We start from the raw sequence: 18,881 nt of genomic DNA, 5'->3' as shown, positions 1-18,881 counted from the left end.
GCCTTTATGATTTATTTGTCTTTGGTTGTAAAAATTGTCCACTCTTGTTCAACGTCTCTGTATTGGCCGACAACAGTGCCAGAGACTCGGCGGTTGGCGGCGTGATCCATTAAGTCGTATTGATTGTCCGCCTTCAAGTTATCACCATGAGCAACAATAGTCAGTCTATTTGGCGCGATACCCCTGAAGATTAATGCTTTTCTTACATTTTGAGCACGCTGCTCTGAGAGCTCTAAGTTGTGCGCCGACTTGCCTGTTTTACTGGCGTATCCTTGGATTTCAAGTTTGGTATCTTTGTATTCCTTCATGAAAACTGCCATTTCATCCAAGTTGCTCTGATAAGCGGCGGTGATCTCAGTAGAATCTACATCAAATAAAATGTGTACTTTCCCTGTTGCTGTTTTTTCGATGTTTTGTGGGCAGCCATCGTTATTAATTTCTGCAATGTAGGGGGTGTTTTCACACAAGTCACGGGCATTAATTACGCCGTCTTCGTCGTCATCTCGTAAATCAGCGCTTTGGTTTGCAGGGGTAAATGAAGTCGCTTCATGTGACGTACAACCTGCTAATGCCAATCCAATTATGGCGATGGTGAGAGCTTTCATTATTTGTCCTCCGCGCTGTTTTTCACTGATTTGCTCCACTCGTCGGGAATATCTACTCGTAAGGCGTTTAGTAAGCTGCCTGTGGCGTTAAGAACGCGGTATTTGGCTAAGTCTTCACTGTAATTAGCGTCTAGGTAAGACTTACGCGCTTCAAATAGCTCATTCTCGGTGTTGAGCAAATCCAGCAGGGTACGTTTACCAATTCTAAATTGTTTTTCATAAGCAATAACGGTTTTTGCTGCAGCATCGACATGTTCAGCTAAAAACTCTTTTTGTTGCTGGGTATAATTCAATGCATTCCAGGAAAGGTGGGTCCCTTCTTCAAGCATACGTAGGGCGTTATCACGTAGATCTTTGGACTTATCTACTTGGTATGCTGCTTTTACCGAGGCTGCGCGATCAGCGCCACCATTATACAAGTTATAGCGCATTCTAATCATTGCGGTGAACTCGTCAGTTTGTCCCTCTAAACCACCAGCGTCTTCTTGCCATGATTGGCTGGCTTCAAACGAAATGGTTGGGTAGTTAACGCCTTGCGATTGCTTATATTGGAATTGTGCGGCTTCGATGTCTTCTGCTGAGACTTTTAAAACTGGGTGCTCTGAGGTTGCGGTTTTAATGGCATCTTGCAAAGACAGGGGCAGAGCCAGTTCATCAACTTCGGGCTTGATCAAATCTTGAGGTTCTTGGCCAACGGCGCGTCGAAACTGAGTATGAGCATCAAACAAATTGTTTTGAGCGGCTAAAAGGTTACTGTGTGCACGAGACAAACGGGCTTCAACTTGAACCAAATCTGCCGTTGAACCAATCCCTGAGTTTGTGCGCTTTTTAATGTCTTTATAGATTTTCTTGTGAATGAAAAGGTTGTTTTCAGACAGCTTCAATACTTCTTCTGCTTTTATCGCATTGATGTAAATTTCTACGACATTAAGAGCTTTATCTTGAGCGTCACTGAGCAGTTGATAACGTAAAGACTCCGTTTCTGCCTCAGTGCGATTGATGTCGTTATAGGTAGACGAGCCATCCCAAATAAGTTGAGTTAAGGTTAACGTGGCTTCTTTTCGGGTAAGATCAGTTTCAGTGCCTCTCACGGTATCTACATTTTCGTAGCCGATGCCAGCATCCAGATCCAAGCTTGGTCGGTAAGCGCCAATGGCACCATTAATGTCTTGCTGGCGGCTTTTAAAATCATGAAATGCGCTGCGAATTTCAGGATTAGTTGCCAATGTAATGGCGACTGCTTGTTCAAGAGACTGTGCTTGTGTCGCCAAACTAAGTGTACTAATGCTGGCGGCTAAAGTGAGCTTCTTCCAATTCAACGTAATGCTCCTACTATTCTCTTAAGGCCGTTTTTTGGGCTTGGATGATAGGTTTTAATAAATAATCTAAAATGGTTCTTTTACCGGTAATTATGTCCACAGAAGCGGTCATGCCAGGAATGATCGGCATGGTTTTATCATTACCAAAACTGTTTTGCTCTGTCCGAATACGAACTAAATAAAAGCTGTTGCCTTCTTCGTCTTGAATGGTATCGGCACTGATGTGCTCTAATACGCCGTTGAGGCCACCGTAGCGAGTAAAGTCATAGGCACTGAATTTTACAATTGCTGGCAGATCTGGGCGTAAAAAAGCGATGTCTTGCGGCGCTATTTTTGCTTCCACCAATAAGTTATCTTCAGTGGGAACAATCTCGATTAAATCCATACCTGGTTGAATAACACCACCAACGGTATTTACGTGGATCTTTTTAATGGTACCCGTGACAGGAGACAACACCGTAGTACGATTTACTCTGTCTTCTAATCCCACTTTGGATTCGGTAAGAGACGACAGTTTATCTTGAATGTTGTTAAGCTCTTCTTGCTGTTCTGAACGGAACTTTAGTGCGATTTCAATGCGTTTAAAGACCACTTCTTTTATTGCAGCATTCAGCGTCGGGATTTTTAATTCCGTGGAGACTAATTCACGTTGAGTGTCATTCACTTGTCGTTGCAGTTTTAGCAGTTCAATGCGTGGAACAACGCCTTCATCGGCAAGGGGTTTTGTGATGCTAAGTTCTTTATTGGCAAAATCGTAACTGCGCTTTAAATTACGAACTCTGGCATTCAGTTCAACTAAATCACGTTCTTTTTGGTTAATCTGTTGATCAAAAACCGTAATTTGGTTTTTTACGCTGTTTAATCGATCACGGTATTCCGCTTGATGGCGGTGGACGAGAGTTGGATTAGCTTGCTTGAAAGCCTCGTCATACGCGAGTTGAGTATCGTCGATCACAATACTTTTTCGCCAGTTGGTTCTCGTTTTATTCTTGTCGATGGTAATGCTGGCAATTTCTGCGGTAAGGCGTGTGGCCTCGGCAGATAAATTCATGACTTCTTGTTCTCTTTCTCGAAAATCAGAACGAAAACGAGTGTCATCAATCAGCAGGAGTTGCTGGTTTTTTTGTACCGTTTGCCCTTCTTTGACCAGCATTTCTTTGACCAACCCGCCTTCTAGGTTTTGCACGATTTGCAGTTGAGAAGAGGGGATCACTTTACCTGAGCCGACGGTAACTTTGTCTATTTGAGCCCATGATGCCCATATTGTGGCACAGACCATAAAAAGAACGATGACCCACAGCAGAATGCGCCCATTTGTTGGCGTATTGAGGAGTAAAGCCGCGGTTTTATCATCAAGAAAGTCGAGCTCTTTTGCGGAAAGTCGTTGAGGTTTGTCTTTATTCATATGACGTTACTACTCATGATAGTCACTATAAAATACATCCTGTTTTTCATTATATGGTGGCTATTGATGGATGCGCCAATATGTTGACGCGCAATCTTAGTCGTTTTTCAAAATAATGTTAAGTTTTATTATTTATATGATTGTATTTTGTGACCATACGTTGTATGGATTATGGTTTGAAATCGTCTTTATTGAGCCCATGTTTTTTCATTTTGTCGTATAGGGTTTTACGGGCTAACCCAAATTCTTCTTGGACTTCTTTTAAACGGCCATTGTGGCGGTTAAGAGCATTGGAAAGCAGTGTTAGCTCAAACCTGTCAATGCGTTTGGCTAAACTGAGGGGGGCACTGTCTTCTTCTGAATTTGAATGGGTATTAAAGTCGGGGGTTTCTCCCATCAACACCATACGCTCTGCAAAGTTTTTCAACTCGCGTACATTACCCGGCCAATCATGTTGGAGTAGGTTGTTTTGCTGAGTGGGGGTGATCGCAGGGGGCTCGATGCCATAGCGTGTGGCAGCATCACGGGCAAAGTTTTTAAATAACATCAGGATATCGTCTTTGCGTTCTTTCAGTGACGGAATCATGATATTGATGGCATTGAGTTGATAGTAGAGAGCCTGATTCAAGGTACCAACTTCTAGTGCTGCTGTTAAGTTTGCAGAACTGGCTGCAATAATACGAACATTCAGATCGGTTAATTGACCATTGTGTGCTTTGAAGGTGCGAGTGGTTAAAATGTTGATTAATTTGGTTTGGACATCAGAAGGCAGCAGATCAAGCCCATTAATAAATAAAGTGCCGCCATTAGCGTTGATGAGTTTCCCTTGCTGCTTACTGCTGGTTTGTGTGATGGTGTCGTACCCAAATAGTTCACTTGCAATAAGGTGTGAAGGGATTGTATGGCAATTTAGGGTGACAAAAGGCCCAATATGGCGCTGACTGTGATCATGTAAAAAACGTGCGACTAAGGCTTTTCCTGAGCCCGGTTCTCCTTGTACCATCACATCATCAGTACTGTCTTTGATGTGCCCTAGAATACGTCTAAGCTGCTTGATTTGTTCGTTATTTCCGAGAATTCTTGGGCCTGGGCCACTTTGTGCTTCTAATTCTTTGCGTAGCTCTCGGTTTTCGAGTACCAGTGAGCGTTTGTCAGAAGCGCGTTTAACCACATCTAATAGATGATCGGTAGAAAATGGCTTTTCCAAAAAATCGTAAGCGCCTGCTCGCATGGCATCTACCGCCATGGAAATATCGCCATGTCCAGTTAACATAATGATTTGCAGATCCGGATCCACGGTAAGGGCTTTTTTAAGAAACTCTAAACCATCCATCATGGGCATGTTGATATCGGAGATGATCACTCCAGAAAAAAAACTGTCGATAGTCTTTAAAGCATCAATGGCATTGGAGAAACAGCTGACAGTGTAGTCTTCGATTTCAAGGGTTTGAGCGAGTGCATCACGAACGTGTTGTTCATCATCGATAAAAATTACTGGGTTGTTCACTTGGTGCCTTCTTCAATAATATTCAGTGTAATGGAAAAAATGACGCCGCCTTTAGGTGCGTGTTGTACGTTTAATTGGCCTGAAAAGGATTCGATAATGCGCTTTGATATTGTTAGACCTAGGCCAAGGCCATCGCTTTTCGTGGTATAAAAGGGATCGAATATGTGTTTTAGTTGCTCGTCGGTCATGCCAGATCCGTTATCGGTCACTTCGATGATTGCCATGTTTTTATCTCGATGAGTAGAGATGGCAATTTGTGGAGAAGGAGATTGAGTTAATGCTTGGATGGCGTTGTGAAGCAAATTAACTAAGACTTGTTCAAATTGCACAGGATCAGCTTTGACAACCAGTGATGGTAAGGGATCTTCCAAACGTAGCGTTACTCCGTGCTGAATGATCTTGTTATGGATAATGCCAAGTGCAGAGTGAATGGAGTCATTAACAGCGGCGTGGCCTATGTTGTTTTGTGTGTTTTTACGAGCAAAGACCTTAAATTTGGCAATGATTTCAGACACCATGATATTTAAATCAACGATCTGTTTAAGATTGCTTTCTACTACTGCATATTTTTCACGTGCCAGCAGGCGTTGGCTGTTTTCAGCATAAGTTCTGATGGCGGCAAGAGGCTGGTTAATTTCATGGTTAATGCCCGCAGACAGCTCGCCTAGCATGGCTAATTTGGCCGCTTGCAGCAGCTCTGACTGGGTTTGTCGAAGCTCTGCTTGGGAATGTTCATACTGTTCGATGGTACGTCGTAACTCTTGGTTCGTTTCCGACAAGTTTTTAGTTCGTTCAGCCACCAGTAGTTCCAGTTGATCATTGAGTGTAGCGAGCTTTTTCTTGGCTTTTAAAGTTTGATGCCAAGAGGCCATGACTAAAACAAGCAAGCTGTAAAACACCACAAACAGAAAAATGGCTTGGGCGATGTTGTTATAGGCTTTTTTTACATTAGAGAGGGCAATAATGTTGATCCCTGCTTGTTGCATCTGATACTGCGCAAAGAAGTAGCGTTGGTAGCCGTGATCATCGGTATCCTTGAGCGTTAGAGACTCTGCTAAAGGTAGTTGTGTTAAAAAGTCCAGCGTGGATACCGCAGCAAGAGGCGCATTGCCATATTGCCTAGAGTCAATCACGGTTTGTTTGGTTCTTTTATCCAAAGGTACAAGTGTGTTGTAGAGCCACGATGGTCGAGAGCTGTAAAAAATTACTGAGTGTTTGTCCATCAAAGTGAAATCAAGTGTATCGTAGCCCCAAAGTTGGCTAATCTCTTCCAAATTGACCTTAATGGTCAGTACTCCACGAATATGCCCTTGTACTGTCACAGGAGCCGAAAAATAGTACCCCCGTTGTGCCGAGTGTTGTCCTAGTGCGAAGTATCGGCCTAATTGCCCCTTGATGGCTTCTGAGAAATAAGGGCGGTACGCAAAATTGAAACCAACAAAGCTGTCGGCTTCCTGCCAATTACTGGAGGCAATAGTTTCGCCACTTTCATTCAATAAATAGATGGTATCGGCGGCTGTTTCCTGGGCCCATTGCCATAACAGTTGGCTGGTGGGAGCATGATCATGGTGGGCTTTGACGTCTAGGGTGGCTTTTAAACGTGGATCATGGCTAAGTACGGAAGGTAATTGGCTGTAGCGTGACAGCTCTGCCTCTAGTTTCTCTCCCAGTCTTTGTACGTCATTAAACATACTGGATTCCACATGATTCTTAGCTTGTTGGTAAGTGATAAAGCCGATAAAACCCGTTAAGGTTATGCCGAATAAAAATAGAAATAAAACAGTGCGGTATTTTTTGTACACAGTCAGTCGCAATAGCAATGATTTTAATGATGACAATAGCAGAAACTGGTTTATTTATTAGAGAGCTAAGTAACATCCATATTATTAAGTTGTTCTCATTTATAATGGTGATGAAATTTCGCTTACTTTATCACCTTACTGTTCGCATAGTTCTTGAGTTTATGAGTGGTTAAGAGCACAATTTAAAAAAAATAGTTGGAGTGAAAAATGGAGTTATCAGAAATTCGTCGTGAGTATTGCCAGGGTGGTTTACGTCGTGATGATCTACCCACAGAGCCCGTTGAATTGTTTACTAAGTGGTTAAAGCAAGCTGTTGATGCGCAATTAACGGATCCGACAGCTATGACGATTGCAACAGTAGACGAATTTGGCCAACCGTTTCAACGTATTGTTTTACTCAAGCATTTTGATACCAAAGGATTTGTTTTTTATACCAACTTAGGTAGCCGAAAAGCCCAACAGCTACAGAACAATGGCAATATCAGTTTGCACTTTCCTTGGCATCCTCTCGAAAGACAGGTTCATATCACAGGTCAAGCTGTAAAATTAACGGCAATGGAAAACATGGCTTATTTTAGTTCTCGTCCTAAAGAAAGCCAAATAGCCGCTTGGGCCAGTAAGCAAAGCAGTCGAATTTCAGCCCGTAGTGCTTTAGAAAGTAAGTACTTAGAACTAAAACAAAAGTTTGCGAAAGGTGAAGTGCCTATTCCAACCTTTTGGGGAGGCTTCCGAGTAGAAGTGAAATCCATTGAATTTTGGCAAGGTGGAGAGCGCCGATTACACGATCGCTTCTTGTATAGTAAACAAGACAGCCGTTGGGACATTGAACGCCTAGCGCCATAGTGAAATTGTGCGTTGTATTTACAGTGTAAATAGCGAGTGAGGCTGGAGACTGCCTCACTCGTTTTTATGTAAAGGAAGTTATTCTTTTAAGATGATGGAAAGTTGTTTGGTTAACATACTTTCTGGAATATGGGAGCCAAAACCAGAGTTTAAAGCTAAATCAATCAATTCATTTTTTGTATTGGCGTTAAATTTAACTCTTAACTTTAGCACATGATTCTCAACGGTTTTTACGGTCATTTTTAATGCGCGTGCAATGTATTGTGGTTTTTTACCATAAAGGAGCAAAAACAGGACTTCCGACTCCCGTTTGTTAAGCGCCGTTTGGAGAGGGTGCTTATGGACATTAAAAGAAGCTTGAGTCGAAGTACTGAGTCCTGCTGCTCGGCAAATCCAGTGACCGACTTCTAAAATCGCTGTATCTGTCAGCTCTTGGCCAAAAAAAATAGTCCCCTGAATGTTGTTGTTATCATCTAGCCATGGCTTTTTCGTAAAAATATGAGCACGCCAGCGGCCATCTGGATATGGGTGAATATCTAAAATGCGCAGCTTAATATTTTCCTTCATGACCATCTGATCTTGCTCTTGGAATAATTGTGCGCAGTTTGTTGTTGGGCTTGGCATGTCAAAGTCGGTACGCCCAATGCAGTCATAGTGATGCTCAACGCCTACCAACTTGCCATACTCTTCATTTGCATAAACAAATACCGAGTTCTGATCTTTGCATCCCCAACAACCAGGAAGTTGATTAAACATGGATTGGAGGCGAGGATCTAATTTTTTATTTGTCACCAACTGACCTATTGCTCTTTATAGCGGCTACCGTTGAAAGATTGTTATTATTTGGTAACCAATTATGGTGGTTAATTCGAAGAAAACTCTATTAGTTCAGTTGGTTAGAGTAACAAAAAAAAAAGCCGGCTAAAAGCCGGCAAAGACAAGAGTTTGGCTCCGAAGAGCTAATCCTGTACGACGTGTAGAAGAGGTTGTCAAATAGGGCTTTATGAGGGTTTATAAAGTTGTTCCCCAATTGACATGTATCACATAGATACAATGAAGTTGCATTAGCTCTATCACTCACTAAGCAAATTCACGGGGCAGAATATACCTCTTTTACTACAAATGAGAAAGGGGGAATTAACCTATTGTTTCTTGTTCAATTTTATGCATATTCCGGTTTTATTGAAAATAAAGAACGCAAGAATACAAGTTATGTCTTTTTATGAAAAATATAATAAAAAACGCGATACTTGATCGCGTTTTTATCGTTGGTTTATCTGGCTTACAGTTCTCGAACAACTCGGAAGCCGATGTAATTTGCACTTATGCTTGGGCGTTGTTCTAAGCGCTCAAAGACACGGGCTTTGCTTGGGGCATAGCTCCAAGAGCCACCGCGAACGATACCTGATTGGGTTCTTGTCCATTCCCAAACATTGCCAGCAGTATCGTAGATCCCATATGGATTAGCCGCAAAGCTCATTACAGGAGAAGTGCTCTTATTTGACCAACTTGAGCCGCTCCAACCTGTATTTGCTTTACCTGCTCCAATGTCATTGCCCCACCAGAAAGCGGTTTTGCTTCCAGCTCGTGCTGCGACTTCCCACTGTGTTTCAGACGGTAGGTAGTAGTTATAACCTGTTTGCTTGCTCAGCCACTTGTTGTAAGTTTCAGCATCATTACGAGAGATACAAACAGCAGGTGCATTATCTTGCTGTACAAAGCCCGGCTTACGCCAGTTTTGCTCTTTTTTCAGAGTAACTTCACCACCTTCTGTAATGGTGCTACAACCTGCGCCTTTTTCCGCTTCAGTGATATACCCTGTGTTGTTCACAAACAATTCAAATTGCTTAACGGTGACAGGGGTTGCGCCAATTGAGTAAGCTTTGTTTAATGAAATGCTTTGCTCTGCATTTGGACCAATGGCGTATTGTCCTGCGCCAATGACTACCATTTTTGGTGCTTGATAGTTATTCTTTAGCGTATCTGAAAAGTTTTTGCCTGGACTTGGACGGTTTTTTTGCTCTTTAAGCTCAGCCCAAATAGTCAGATCTTTGCCAAGGGAAACTTGACGGCTATAAGGTTCAAAGCCCGGCTTTTCAATAGTTACTTGGTGTTTACCAGCAGGAAGCATGACATCAACAGGCGTGTTACCGTAATCAACGCCGTTAACGGTGACTTTATCTTCATGGCGATTAGAGCGAATGGTCATACTTAACCAGCGATTTTCATTATCACGCACATCACTAGACGAGCGTCGATCACCAGATTTCACACAGTAACGATTCGCTAATCCAAGTAGCTGACAGGCTGCGATTTCACTTGGGCGAGCTTTCAATTCAGACTCAAGACGCGTGATGTAACGGTTATTACCACTAAATCCACTGTCGATGATTCGGTTATTCAGAACGTGAATGTTAAAAGCAACTTTTCCTGAATTCTGCTGCGCTAAATCCGCTTCAGTTAGGTTAGTTAGTAGCTGATCTTGGAATGTGCTTACCGCTTTTTGCATTGTCAGTGTTTTACCCTGATTTGCACATTCAGCCAGTGTCATCGTGGTGTTACACGTAATGGTATGAATGACTTCTAGATTGTCACTGAATTCAAGCTCGGCGCGAGCACGACGTACGCGTGCTTCTTGCTTAGATTCTGCTAAGTTCTCCAACTCATTAAGCAGTTGCTTACGTAAGCGAGTGGTATTGGTTACTTGGCGCTGCTGTTCTTCAATATCTTGCGTGATGGTTAAAATCTCGACTTGATTTGATTTTACGGCATTCCAAGAGTCCTGATACTGCTTATGATAAGCAGAAATATCGATGTCCGGATTATCTAACATACGATTGTATTGCTTATCTAAGTCGGACTGCGCTTTCTGGCGTTGCTTTTCTAGCTCTAAAGAATGCTTGCTGTGCTGAGCACGTTGTTTCTTTAAGCTTTCTAAGGCCGCTTTCTTCTCAGAAAGTCCTGTATCAAGTGTGTCTATTTCACCTTGCTTGTTGGTTAGCTTCATTTCGAGAGAGGCTACAGGGTCTACCTTTAGACCGGCTTCATTTCCTAAAGCTGTACTTGGCAGAAGCATTGGTGACAGCGCGACAAGAAGCGCTGGAAAACCATTACGAATCATAAGTCCCTTGCTTTTGTATTCTAGTATGCAAACTATTGTGCATAAGGTGTTAACTGTTCATTTGACCTCGTAGGATATCATTTCATCGAAATAAAGACTGCTTACATTTGCGTTTTTTTGAAACAAAATGGCTTTTTTAGCGAAAAAAAATTTATTACATCAAAAAGTCTCTCTTAATATGAAATTAAAATAATAAAAATAGCTTAATCAATGTACTGGCGAACTTTATGGATGATTTTTTGAGATAAAGATTAGGCGGTAAAATTGTATGGCGTTTGATTTTCACTAGAGAGTACAGTGTTGGAAGAATGGGGTTCAATGTTCTTTCTTGATCATCTTTCCAGAAAAAATCGTAACTATGATCAAGGAGTGATCTTGTTCGATAAAGGTGAAAGCTTTTAAAAAACTCATTAAGGATCCTTGTATTACAATGATCGTGAGAATTTAATCTTTGTGGTGAGACCAAGAAGAATGAAGTTGAAATGACATGGTCCGTATTTCAACGCCACTTGATCATTGTTCCTTTATATATCAAGGGCTGCAGCGGTTTTTTACCTGGCTGGATTACTAAGTTACAATCCCCGTCATGATAAAATGGCAAGATAAGAGAAAGAATATGCCTGAAGATCCAATTAAACCTTCAGAGGTTTTGTTGTTACCCAGTGAAATGGACCACCATGATCACCATTACAATCAGATCGTGATTGGTTTAAAGGGGCAGGCTGAATTTAACATTGAAGGTTTAGGTAACTTAGTAGGACCTGGGCAGGGCTGCGTGGTAACGGCATGCTCTGATCATGCTTTCGGAGCGATTGGATGCTCTGAGATCTTGGTGTTGAATCTGCCGGATGAAAATCTCCTTGATCATGCTTGCAGAGATCGTTTGCAATCTTTGTTTTCAAGTAACAGTTATTTTCAGCTTGATAACCAGATCCAGCAGTTGATCTCTTTATTGGTGTCGGAAATGCAGGCCAGCCCTGATGATCATTTATTAAGTCGTGCGTGTAACGATACATTGATCGCTCTGTTACAGCGGCATTTTAGGCCAGCTAATCAATCCTTACGTGAAAAGCGGCTGAATATGGACATTATTGATCAATATGTAGCTCAGCATATTGGTCGTAAGATCAGTGTAGCGCAGCTCGCTGGTAGTGTTTTTTTAGGTGAGAGTCAGTTTCATGCGTTATTTAAGCAGCAAACGGGCGTGACACCACATCAGTATGTATTGGGTAAGCGAGTGGACTTTGCCAAAGAGTTATTAGAGCAGGGAGTCATGACATTGAGTCAGGTCGCGGAAGTGTCCGGCTTCTCTACACAAAGTGCATTTACACACACATTCAGCCGACTATATGGGGTGTCCCCTTTACAGTATCGTAAAAAAATGACCATCTAAAAGTAGCAGATAATGCGGTATCTGCGTTCTCATTTTGTTAAAAATCCGACTTTTTTACAACTTACTCGGAGTTTTTGGCAAGATTTTACGAGATTTCGAAAATAAACTCCTTCCTCATAGAAACAATGGTGTAACATTTCCCGTTTATGTCATCGGGAAAGCTATGAGGGATACAAAATGTTTAAAGCGATAGATGCGCTTTCGCCATCATTTATTGAACGTCCATTGCACGAGCTTTGGCAGTTAATTTCACCTTTATATATTGTTGATGAGTCTAAATGGCTTAATGAACTCCTTCCGATGGCAACCCCATCAGAGCAAGAAAAATCGCAAATCAGTGCCAAAGCAACAGAGCTGATTGAGCGTGTTCGCGCTGATAAGCAAGCCATTCAAATGATCGATGCGCTTTTGCTAGAGTACAGCTTAGATACTAAAGAAGGTATTTTGCTGATGTGTCTGGCAGAAGCGTTAATGCGAATTCCAGATGCAGCGACGGCGGATGCGTTAATCCGCGATAAGCTCAGTGTTGCTGACTGGAAGTCCCACCTTAAAAATTCAGATTCGACCTTTGTTAATGCGTCCACTTGGGGATTATTACTGACGGGTAAAGTGGTCAGCATGGACACGCGTGAAGATGGTTCTTCGGCAAATGTGATTAACCGTTTAGTCAACAAGTTGTCTGAGCCTGTGATCCGTCAAGCAATGAACCAAGCGATGAAGGTGATGGGTCACCAGTTCGTTTTGGGACGTAATATTGGTGAAGCACAAAAAAATGGTCGTTCTTCACGTGATAAAGGCTACACCTACTCGTTTGATATGCTGGGTGAAGCGGCATTGACTGCGGTTGATGCCAATAAATATTTTAAAGATTACATCATGGCTATCGAAGCGGTTGGACGCGATAGCTACGCTAACGACAAAACACCAGCCCCAACAGTATCCATTAAGCTTTCCGCATTACACCCTCGTTATGAAACGGCGAATGAAGCACGCATCATGACGGAAATGCACGATACTGTATTAACCCTGCTAGAGCGTGCTCGTGAGCTGGATGTGGGCATTACTATTGATGCGGAAGAAGCGGATCGGTTAGAGCTGTCTCTTAAGCTGTTCGAAAAACTGTATCGAAATGAAAAAGTAAAAGGCTGGGGTAAGTTTGGCCTTGTGGTTCAAGCTTATTCCAAACGTGCTCTGCCAACCTTAGTGTGGCTAGCGGCTTTAGCAAAAGAGCAAGGGGATGTGATTCCACTTCGCTTAGTGAAAGGCGCGTACTGGGACAGTGAATTGAAATTGTCTCAGCAAAATGGCTATGCGGCTTACCCCGTTTATACACGTAAAGAAGCGACGGATGTGGCGTATTTAGCGTGTGCTCGTTTCTTATTAAGTGACCATGTAAAAGGGTGCATTTACCCGCAGTTTGCTAGTCATAATGCACATACTGTTTCTGCGGTCGCGGTAATGGCAACCCATTCTGATTTTGAATTCCAACGTCTGCATGGCATGGGGGATGCGCTTTATGATCACGCGCTTGATATGTATGGCACAGACGTGCGTATCTATGCGCCAGTGGGCAGCCATAAAGATCTCCTGCCTTACTTAGTGCGCCGCTTACTAGAAAATGGAGCTAATAGCTCGTTTGTACACCGTTTAGTGGATGCAAGATGCCCTGTTTCTGATCTGACTCAGCACCCGGTCGATACGTTAATGGGCCGTAGTACACTGCATAACACCTTGATCCCACTTCCGGATCAAATCTTTTCGGATCGTAAAAATTCATTCAGCATTAACGTTGATATTGAAAGTGAAGCAAAACCATTTGAAGAAAAGATCGCAGAATATATGGATCAAACATGGTCTGCTGGTCCTATCGTGAACGGAACAATGATCAAGAGATCTGAAAGCATGATCAAGGAAGAGGGGATCTTCGAAGTAACCGCTCCTTATGATCGCCGTATTTCTGTTGGATCGGTTGCTTGGGCTAACCCTGATCATGTTTCCGAAGCGCTGGACTCTGCATCGTCGTATTTCTCGGTATGGTCTCAAACTCGTGCTGATGAGCGAGCGCAATATCTCGATAAATTGGCGGATTTATTAGAAGAGAACCTAGCTGAGCTGGTGGCGCTTTGCCACAAAGAAGCGGGTAAAACCATTCATGACAGTATTGATGAAGTACGTGAAGCCGTTGATTTTTGTCGTTACTACTCTGTACAGGCGAAAAGCAATTTCTTAGCGCCAAAGACCGTTGTGGGCTTTGATGAAGTGTCTCGTCAGATTGAGCGTCAGGGGCGTGGCGTATTTGCGTGTATTAGCCCGTGGAACTTCCCGTTAGCGATTTTCTTAGGTCAGGTCTCGGCTGCACTTGTGAGTGGTAATACCGTTATTGCTAAGCCAGCGGAGCAAACGTCATTGATTGCGGCTCGTGCTATTGAATTAATGCTTGAAGCTGGTGTTCCGGGAGAGGCTATTCATTTGCTTCCTGGCGATGGTGCGACAGTTGGTGCCCCATTAACGTCAGATCCGCGTATCGCTGGTGTTGCTTTTACTGGTTCAACAGAAACAGCGCAGCTCATTAACCGCTCTTTGGCGAATCGAGATACTGAGCTTGCTCCACTGATTGCTGAAACGGGTGGTCAAAATGCCATGATCGTTGATAGTACGGCGCTGCCAGAGCAAGTTGTACGTGACGTGATGCGTTCCGCTTTTGCATCCGCTGGCCAACGCTGTTCTGCGCTTCGTGTGTTGTTTGTGCAAGAAGACATTGCAAATCGAATCACGACTTTAATTCAAGGTGCAATGAAAGAACTTCATGTTGGTTTGCCATATCTACACAGTACGGATGTTGGGCCTGTGATTGATGATAAAGCGAAGCAGAAGTTACTTGCTCACATCGAAAAGTTGACAAACTCAGACAAGTTGATTGGTCAAGTAGAGCTAGGTTCTATTTGTGAACATGGTGATTTTGTTCCACCAACGGCGTTTGAGATCAATAGTATTGATCAGTTAGAAAATGAGCAGTTTGGTCCAATTTTACATATTGTTCGTTTTAAAGCGAATGAGCTTGATAAGGTGATCGATCAAGTTAATAACACGGGCTTTGGTCTAACCATGGGGGTTCATAGTCGTAACGAAAGAACCTATGCCCATATTGAGCGTCGTGCACGAGTGGGTAACTGCTACATTAACCGTGATCAAGTTGGTGCAGTGGTAGGTGTCCAGCCATTTGGCGGTCAAGGGTTATCCGGCACTGGACCAAAAGCAGGTGGACCACACTATCTGTACCGCTTTACGAAAGAAGTTGTCTCTGCTTAGGCTGAGCTATCAAACCTTAAGTTATTAAAAATACTGCATTGAGGATAAATCAGATGGCAGAACAAATTCAGAATCACATTAATCTTGCTTTAAGTAACTGGGAAGCTTGGAATTGTTTAGGTGTGTCAGTGCGCAGTGACATCATAATGCGCTGGGCAGACAGTATTGCGCAAGAGCCATTATTGGGTGTAATGGCCAGTAAAATGGCGAAATATCAAGCTCGCCAGGCAGTGGCTTTATTAGCAGAAGACAAGTTAATGCCTGGGCCAACGGGTGAAACTAATGAATTGTATAGCTCTGGTCGAGGTGTATTTGCGGTTACGGTGGACAATGGATCACCAATCAGCGGGTTAGTTGCTCACATGAGTGCGGCTCTGTTAGCGGGTAACTGCGTTATTTTATCGTATAGCTCAGAGCAGGCAGATTTAGCCGCTGTTTTACAGCGCACTCTAATCGCTACTGGGGTATCTGAATCTGCAATCCAATTAATTCAGAACAGTGTGCTTGCCGATGTGGTGAGCCATGAAAAACTGTCAGGGGTTGCGTATGTTGGTAGTAATACTACCGCTTTAGCTCTGAATCGTCAGTTAGCGGCAAGAGCCGGGTTATTAGCCCAGCTGATAGCGGAAACGGACTTAGAGCATTTAACGACAGTGACGGATTCTCATTTTATTTTGAGGTTTATTACTGAGCGTACTCGTACTATTAATATAACGGCTGTTGGTGGCAATGCGACTTTGCTTGAACTAGGAAGTGGTAGCCACTAAATCAGCTAATTTGAAATCCCACTGTTTCATTTTGTCTTTAATGATGAAAGGAAATGGTGGGATTTCTGTTAGATGACAGTCAAACACAATACCCTAAATAGGATTAGGGAATACAATGAGGGAAACTCAATGATTGAAAATAGCTTTGCTATTACCGGAACTTTTATCGCTTACTTGATAATGATGCTGGCGATAGGGGTATATGCCTATAAACGAACGTCAAATTCGACGGATTATTTCTTAGGTGGCCGTAACTTAGGGCCATGGCCTGCTGCTTTGTCTGCGGGTGCATCAGACATGAGTGGTTGGTTACTACTTGGTCTGCCAGGTTACGCATACGCAGCAGGTTTAGAGTCATTATGGCTTGCTGGTGGCCTACTATTAGGTACATGGGCAAACTGGCTGATTTGTGCAAAGCGTCTTCGTACGTACAGTATTACGACAGACAATTCATTAACGTTACCTGAGTTTTTATCGCGTCGTTTTAATGATAAGTCTAAGCTTGTGCAAACCATTGCTGCTTTCTTCATTTTGCTTTTCTTCCTTTTCTATACGAGCTCTGGCTTAGTGGCTGGTGGTAAATTATTTGAAACTGTGTTCGGCTTGGACTATACCATGGCGGTGATCATTGGTGCTGCTTGTGTGGTTTCTTATACGCTGTTTGGTGGTTTCCTTGCGGTATCTTGGACTGACTTGGTTCAGGGGTTACTAATGTCTGCAGCCTTACTAATCGTACCAATTGCAGCAATGGACGGTGGCCTTGGTCAGTTAAGTGCTGATCTTGCGGCGAAAAATCCAGAGCTTTTGACTATTTGGAATGATGCCAAGGGTGAGCCTTTATCTGCGATTGCTATTATTTCTCTGGCAGCTTGGGGTTTAGGTTATTTTGGTCAGCCACATATTTTGGCACGTTTTAAAGCAACGCGTACTAATGGTGATTTAACAACAGCTCGTCGTATTGCCGTGGTATGGACTGCTCTTTCAATGACAGGTGCAGTATTGGTTGGTTTAGTGGGGCTATTGTACGTTGATAATCAACTAGCAGGTGAGTTGGCTGACGGTGAGAAAATTTTCATGTTACTAGTGAACGCAATTTTCCATCCTGTTATTGCTGGTATCTTATTGGCTGCTATTTTGGCGGCAATCATGAGTACTGCTGATTCACAGCTATTGGTGTCTTCTTCTGCATTGGCGGAAGACTTCTATAAACAAGTGTTTAAGCCAGAAGCTTCAGCTCAAGAAGTTGTGATGGTTGGACGTGTATCTGTAATCATACTTTCACTCATTGCCTTGTTCTTAGCGATGGATCCAGAAAGCTCTGTTCTTGGTTTAGTGTCATACGCCTGGGCAGGTTTTGGTGCTGCGTTTGGCCCAGCGTTAGTACTGAGCTTATATTGGAAGCGAATGAATCGTAATGGTGCGCTTGCAGGTATTCTTGTTGGTGGTATTACCATTGTACTTTGGAAGCAATTCTCAGGCGGAATCTTTGATCTCTATGAAATTGTCCCTGGCATTATTCTAGCGACAATTGCAATTATAGTGACAAGCCTAGCCACTAAAGAGCCAGAACAAAAAGTTCAGGACCAGTTTAAGGAATATGAATCAAATCTCATTAACTTAGACTAATCATACTGACATTATTTTGACAAAAGCGAGCGTAAGCTCGCTTTTTTGTTAGCAGTATGTTGTTCATGATTGTAATTCGGTGGGCTTATATAAATTAAAATGATAATTTAGTTAAAAGTAAAAATTTTGACGCTATATGAGTATTTTATAAAGCATAGGGCGAAATATCAGTTTTCAGTGTTTAGGTACAGAGGGAAAGAATGGCATCGATGCAATCAATAGTCGTAGCAGCAATTTCAGGTTTGAATGGAAATAATGTTGTTATTGATAAAGATGGCAATATTCAGTTTTTGCAAGAAGGTATGACAATAACATCTGGTGACGTATTGATCACTGATGGGCAAGGTCGTATCGAAGCAGATGATGATACTCAAATTTCTGTTGAGAGTGCCGGTATTACTCGTATTACAGAGGATGGAGCTTTAGAAGCTCTGGCATTAGATGATGATATTGCACAAATTTTTGAGGCTTTAGAGTCTGGGCAAGATCCTACTCAATTGTCTGAAGAATTTGCTACTGCGGCTGGTGGAGTTCAAGGTTCAAGTCTGACCACTTCACAAGCGATTGAACGTACTGGTGCTGAAACTTTAGCCCAAACAGCATTTGACACTGCAAGCTTAGAAGATCAAGGATTATCACAAACACAATCTGTGGCATTGGCGCAAGCTCTTCGCTTATTCTCTACCGCTGCACCTGTGTTAACTGATGATGGCCGTGAATTAGATGCTCCTAAAGTATCAATTATTGATGGTGGTGATGATTACCTTAATAATGAAGAAGTAAAAGACGGTATTGTTGAAGCTGTTATTACATTACCAGATCGTACTGATACTTCGACTGATGTTTTAGTTGTAGATTTTAATGATGGCAATGGTCCTCAAGAGTTCCCACTTAATGAGTTGACGATTACTGATGGTACAGTGACTTTACCGATCCCTGTCTCTGAATTAGTGCATGGAAATACGATTCAAATTGATGTTCAGGTACAAGTACCATCAGGTGGCTTATCAGATACAGGTAGTGATACTACCCAAGTTGATTTACATGTTGGCACCGACGGTGACGATAAAACGTCAGCGGTAAGTATCGACGGCATCACGGAAGACCGTGGTGAGAGCGGGAGTGATTTTGTTACCAACGATAATACCTTGGTCATCAACGGTAAAGTGGAGCTCGCGACGGGC

The 18,881-nt window shown here is 42.7% G+C and carries 13 protein-coding genes; 6 read left to right on the top strand and 7 right to left on the bottom strand.

Going from position 1 to position 18,881, the window contains the following annotated elements; genetic code table 11:
* Positions 1-11 precede the first annotated feature (11 nt).
* The 5 genes from MHO82_RS13700 to MHO82_RS13680 form a co-directional block, all read right to left on the bottom strand.
* On the bottom strand, positions 12-605 hold the full coding sequence (locus MHO82_RS13700) for an OmpA family protein (protein WP_239184518.1): 594 nt from the start codon (positions 603-605) through the stop codon (positions 12-14).
* Positions 605-1,924 (bottom strand): TolC family outer membrane protein, encoded by a 1,320-nt coding sequence (locus tag MHO82_RS13695; RefSeq protein WP_239184517.1) that lies wholly within the window; start codon positions 1,922-1,924, stop codon positions 605-607. The genes MHO82_RS13700 and MHO82_RS13695 overlap by 1 nt, the downstream gene beginning before the upstream one ends.
* A gap of 13 nt (positions 1,925-1,937) precedes the next feature.
* Positions 1,938-3,329, bottom strand: a complete 1,392-nt coding sequence (locus MHO82_RS13690) for an HlyD family type I secretion periplasmic adaptor subunit (RefSeq protein WP_239184516.1) — start codon at positions 3,327-3,329, stop codon at positions 1,938-1,940.
* Positions 3,330-3,498: 169 nt separating this feature from the next.
* Positions 3,499-4,836: a sigma-54 dependent transcriptional regulator gene (locus MHO82_RS13685; RefSeq protein WP_239184515.1), complete on the bottom strand. Its 1,338-nt coding sequence runs from the start codon at positions 4,834-4,836 to the stop codon at positions 3,499-3,501.
* Positions 4,833-6,527 carry an ATP-binding protein gene (locus MHO82_RS13680; RefSeq protein ID WP_239184514.1) on the bottom strand — a complete coding sequence of 565 codons (1,695 nt, stop codon included), beginning with the start codon at positions 6,525-6,527 and terminating at the stop codon, positions 4,833-4,835. Before MHO82_RS13680 ends, MHO82_RS13685 begins: the two co-directional genes overlap by 4 nt.
* Positions 6,528-6,845: 318 nt before the next feature.
* Between MHO82_RS13680 and pdxH the strand changes: the two genes are divergently transcribed.
* Complete coding sequence (gene pdxH / locus MHO82_RS13675; protein ID WP_239184513.1) at positions 6,846-7,481, top strand: pyridoxamine 5'-phosphate oxidase; 636 nt, start codon at positions 6,846-6,848, stop codon at positions 7,479-7,481.
* Between the two features lie 78 nt (positions 7,482-7,559).
* On the opposite strand, the gene MHO82_RS13670 is transcribed toward pdxH, so the two are convergent.
* Both MHO82_RS13670 and MHO82_RS13665 read right to left on the bottom strand, forming a co-directional pair.
* Entirely contained in the window at positions 7,560-8,237 is a 678-nt protein-coding gene (locus MHO82_RS13670) for a helix-turn-helix transcriptional regulator (protein WP_239184606.1), read from the bottom strand.
* Between the two features lie 526 nt (positions 8,238-8,763).
* Positions 8,764-10,602 carry an SUMF1/EgtB/PvdO family nonheme iron enzyme gene (locus MHO82_RS13665; protein ID WP_239184512.1) on the bottom strand — a complete coding sequence of 613 codons (1,839 nt, stop codon included), beginning with the start codon at positions 10,600-10,602 and terminating at the stop codon, positions 8,764-8,766.
* Positions 10,603-11,218: 616 nt separating this feature from the next.
* Here MHO82_RS13665 and MHO82_RS13660 point away from each other — a divergent pair.
* From MHO82_RS13660 to MHO82_RS13640, 5 genes are all read left to right on the top strand, one after another.
* Entirely contained in the window at positions 11,219-11,995 is a 777-nt protein-coding gene (locus MHO82_RS13660; protein ID WP_239184511.1) for an AraC family transcriptional regulator, read from the top strand.
* Between the two features lie 177 nt (positions 11,996-12,172).
* Complete coding sequence (putA, locus tag MHO82_RS13655; RefSeq protein WP_239184510.1) at positions 12,173-15,304, top strand: bifunctional proline dehydrogenase/L-glutamate gamma-semialdehyde dehydrogenase PutA; 3,132 nt, start codon at positions 12,173-12,175, stop codon at positions 15,302-15,304.
* A 53-nt stretch (positions 15,305-15,357) separates the two neighbouring features.
* Positions 15,358-16,071: an aldehyde dehydrogenase family protein gene (locus MHO82_RS13650; protein WP_239184509.1), complete on the top strand. Its 714-nt coding sequence runs from the start codon at positions 15,358-15,360 to the stop codon at positions 16,069-16,071.
* A 129-nt stretch (positions 16,072-16,200) separates the two neighbouring features.
* A complete protein-coding gene (gene putP, locus MHO82_RS13645; RefSeq protein ID WP_239184508.1) occupies positions 16,201-17,697 on the top strand; it encodes a sodium/proline symporter PutP in 1,497 nt (498 codons plus the stop codon).
* Positions 17,698-17,906: 209 nt separating this feature from the next.
* A partial coding sequence (locus tag MHO82_RS13640; RefSeq protein WP_239184507.1) for a retention module-containing protein occupies positions 17,907-18,881 on the top strand: 975 nt, incomplete at its 3' end.

This window comes from Vibrio sp. Of7-15 (genome assembly GCF_022347565.1).
Taxonomy (GTDB): domain Bacteria; phylum Pseudomonadota; class Gammaproteobacteria; order Enterobacterales; family Vibrionaceae; genus NORP241.
Note: the sequence above shows the minus strand (reverse complement) of the source record. Positions and strands in the feature narration are given on the sequence as shown.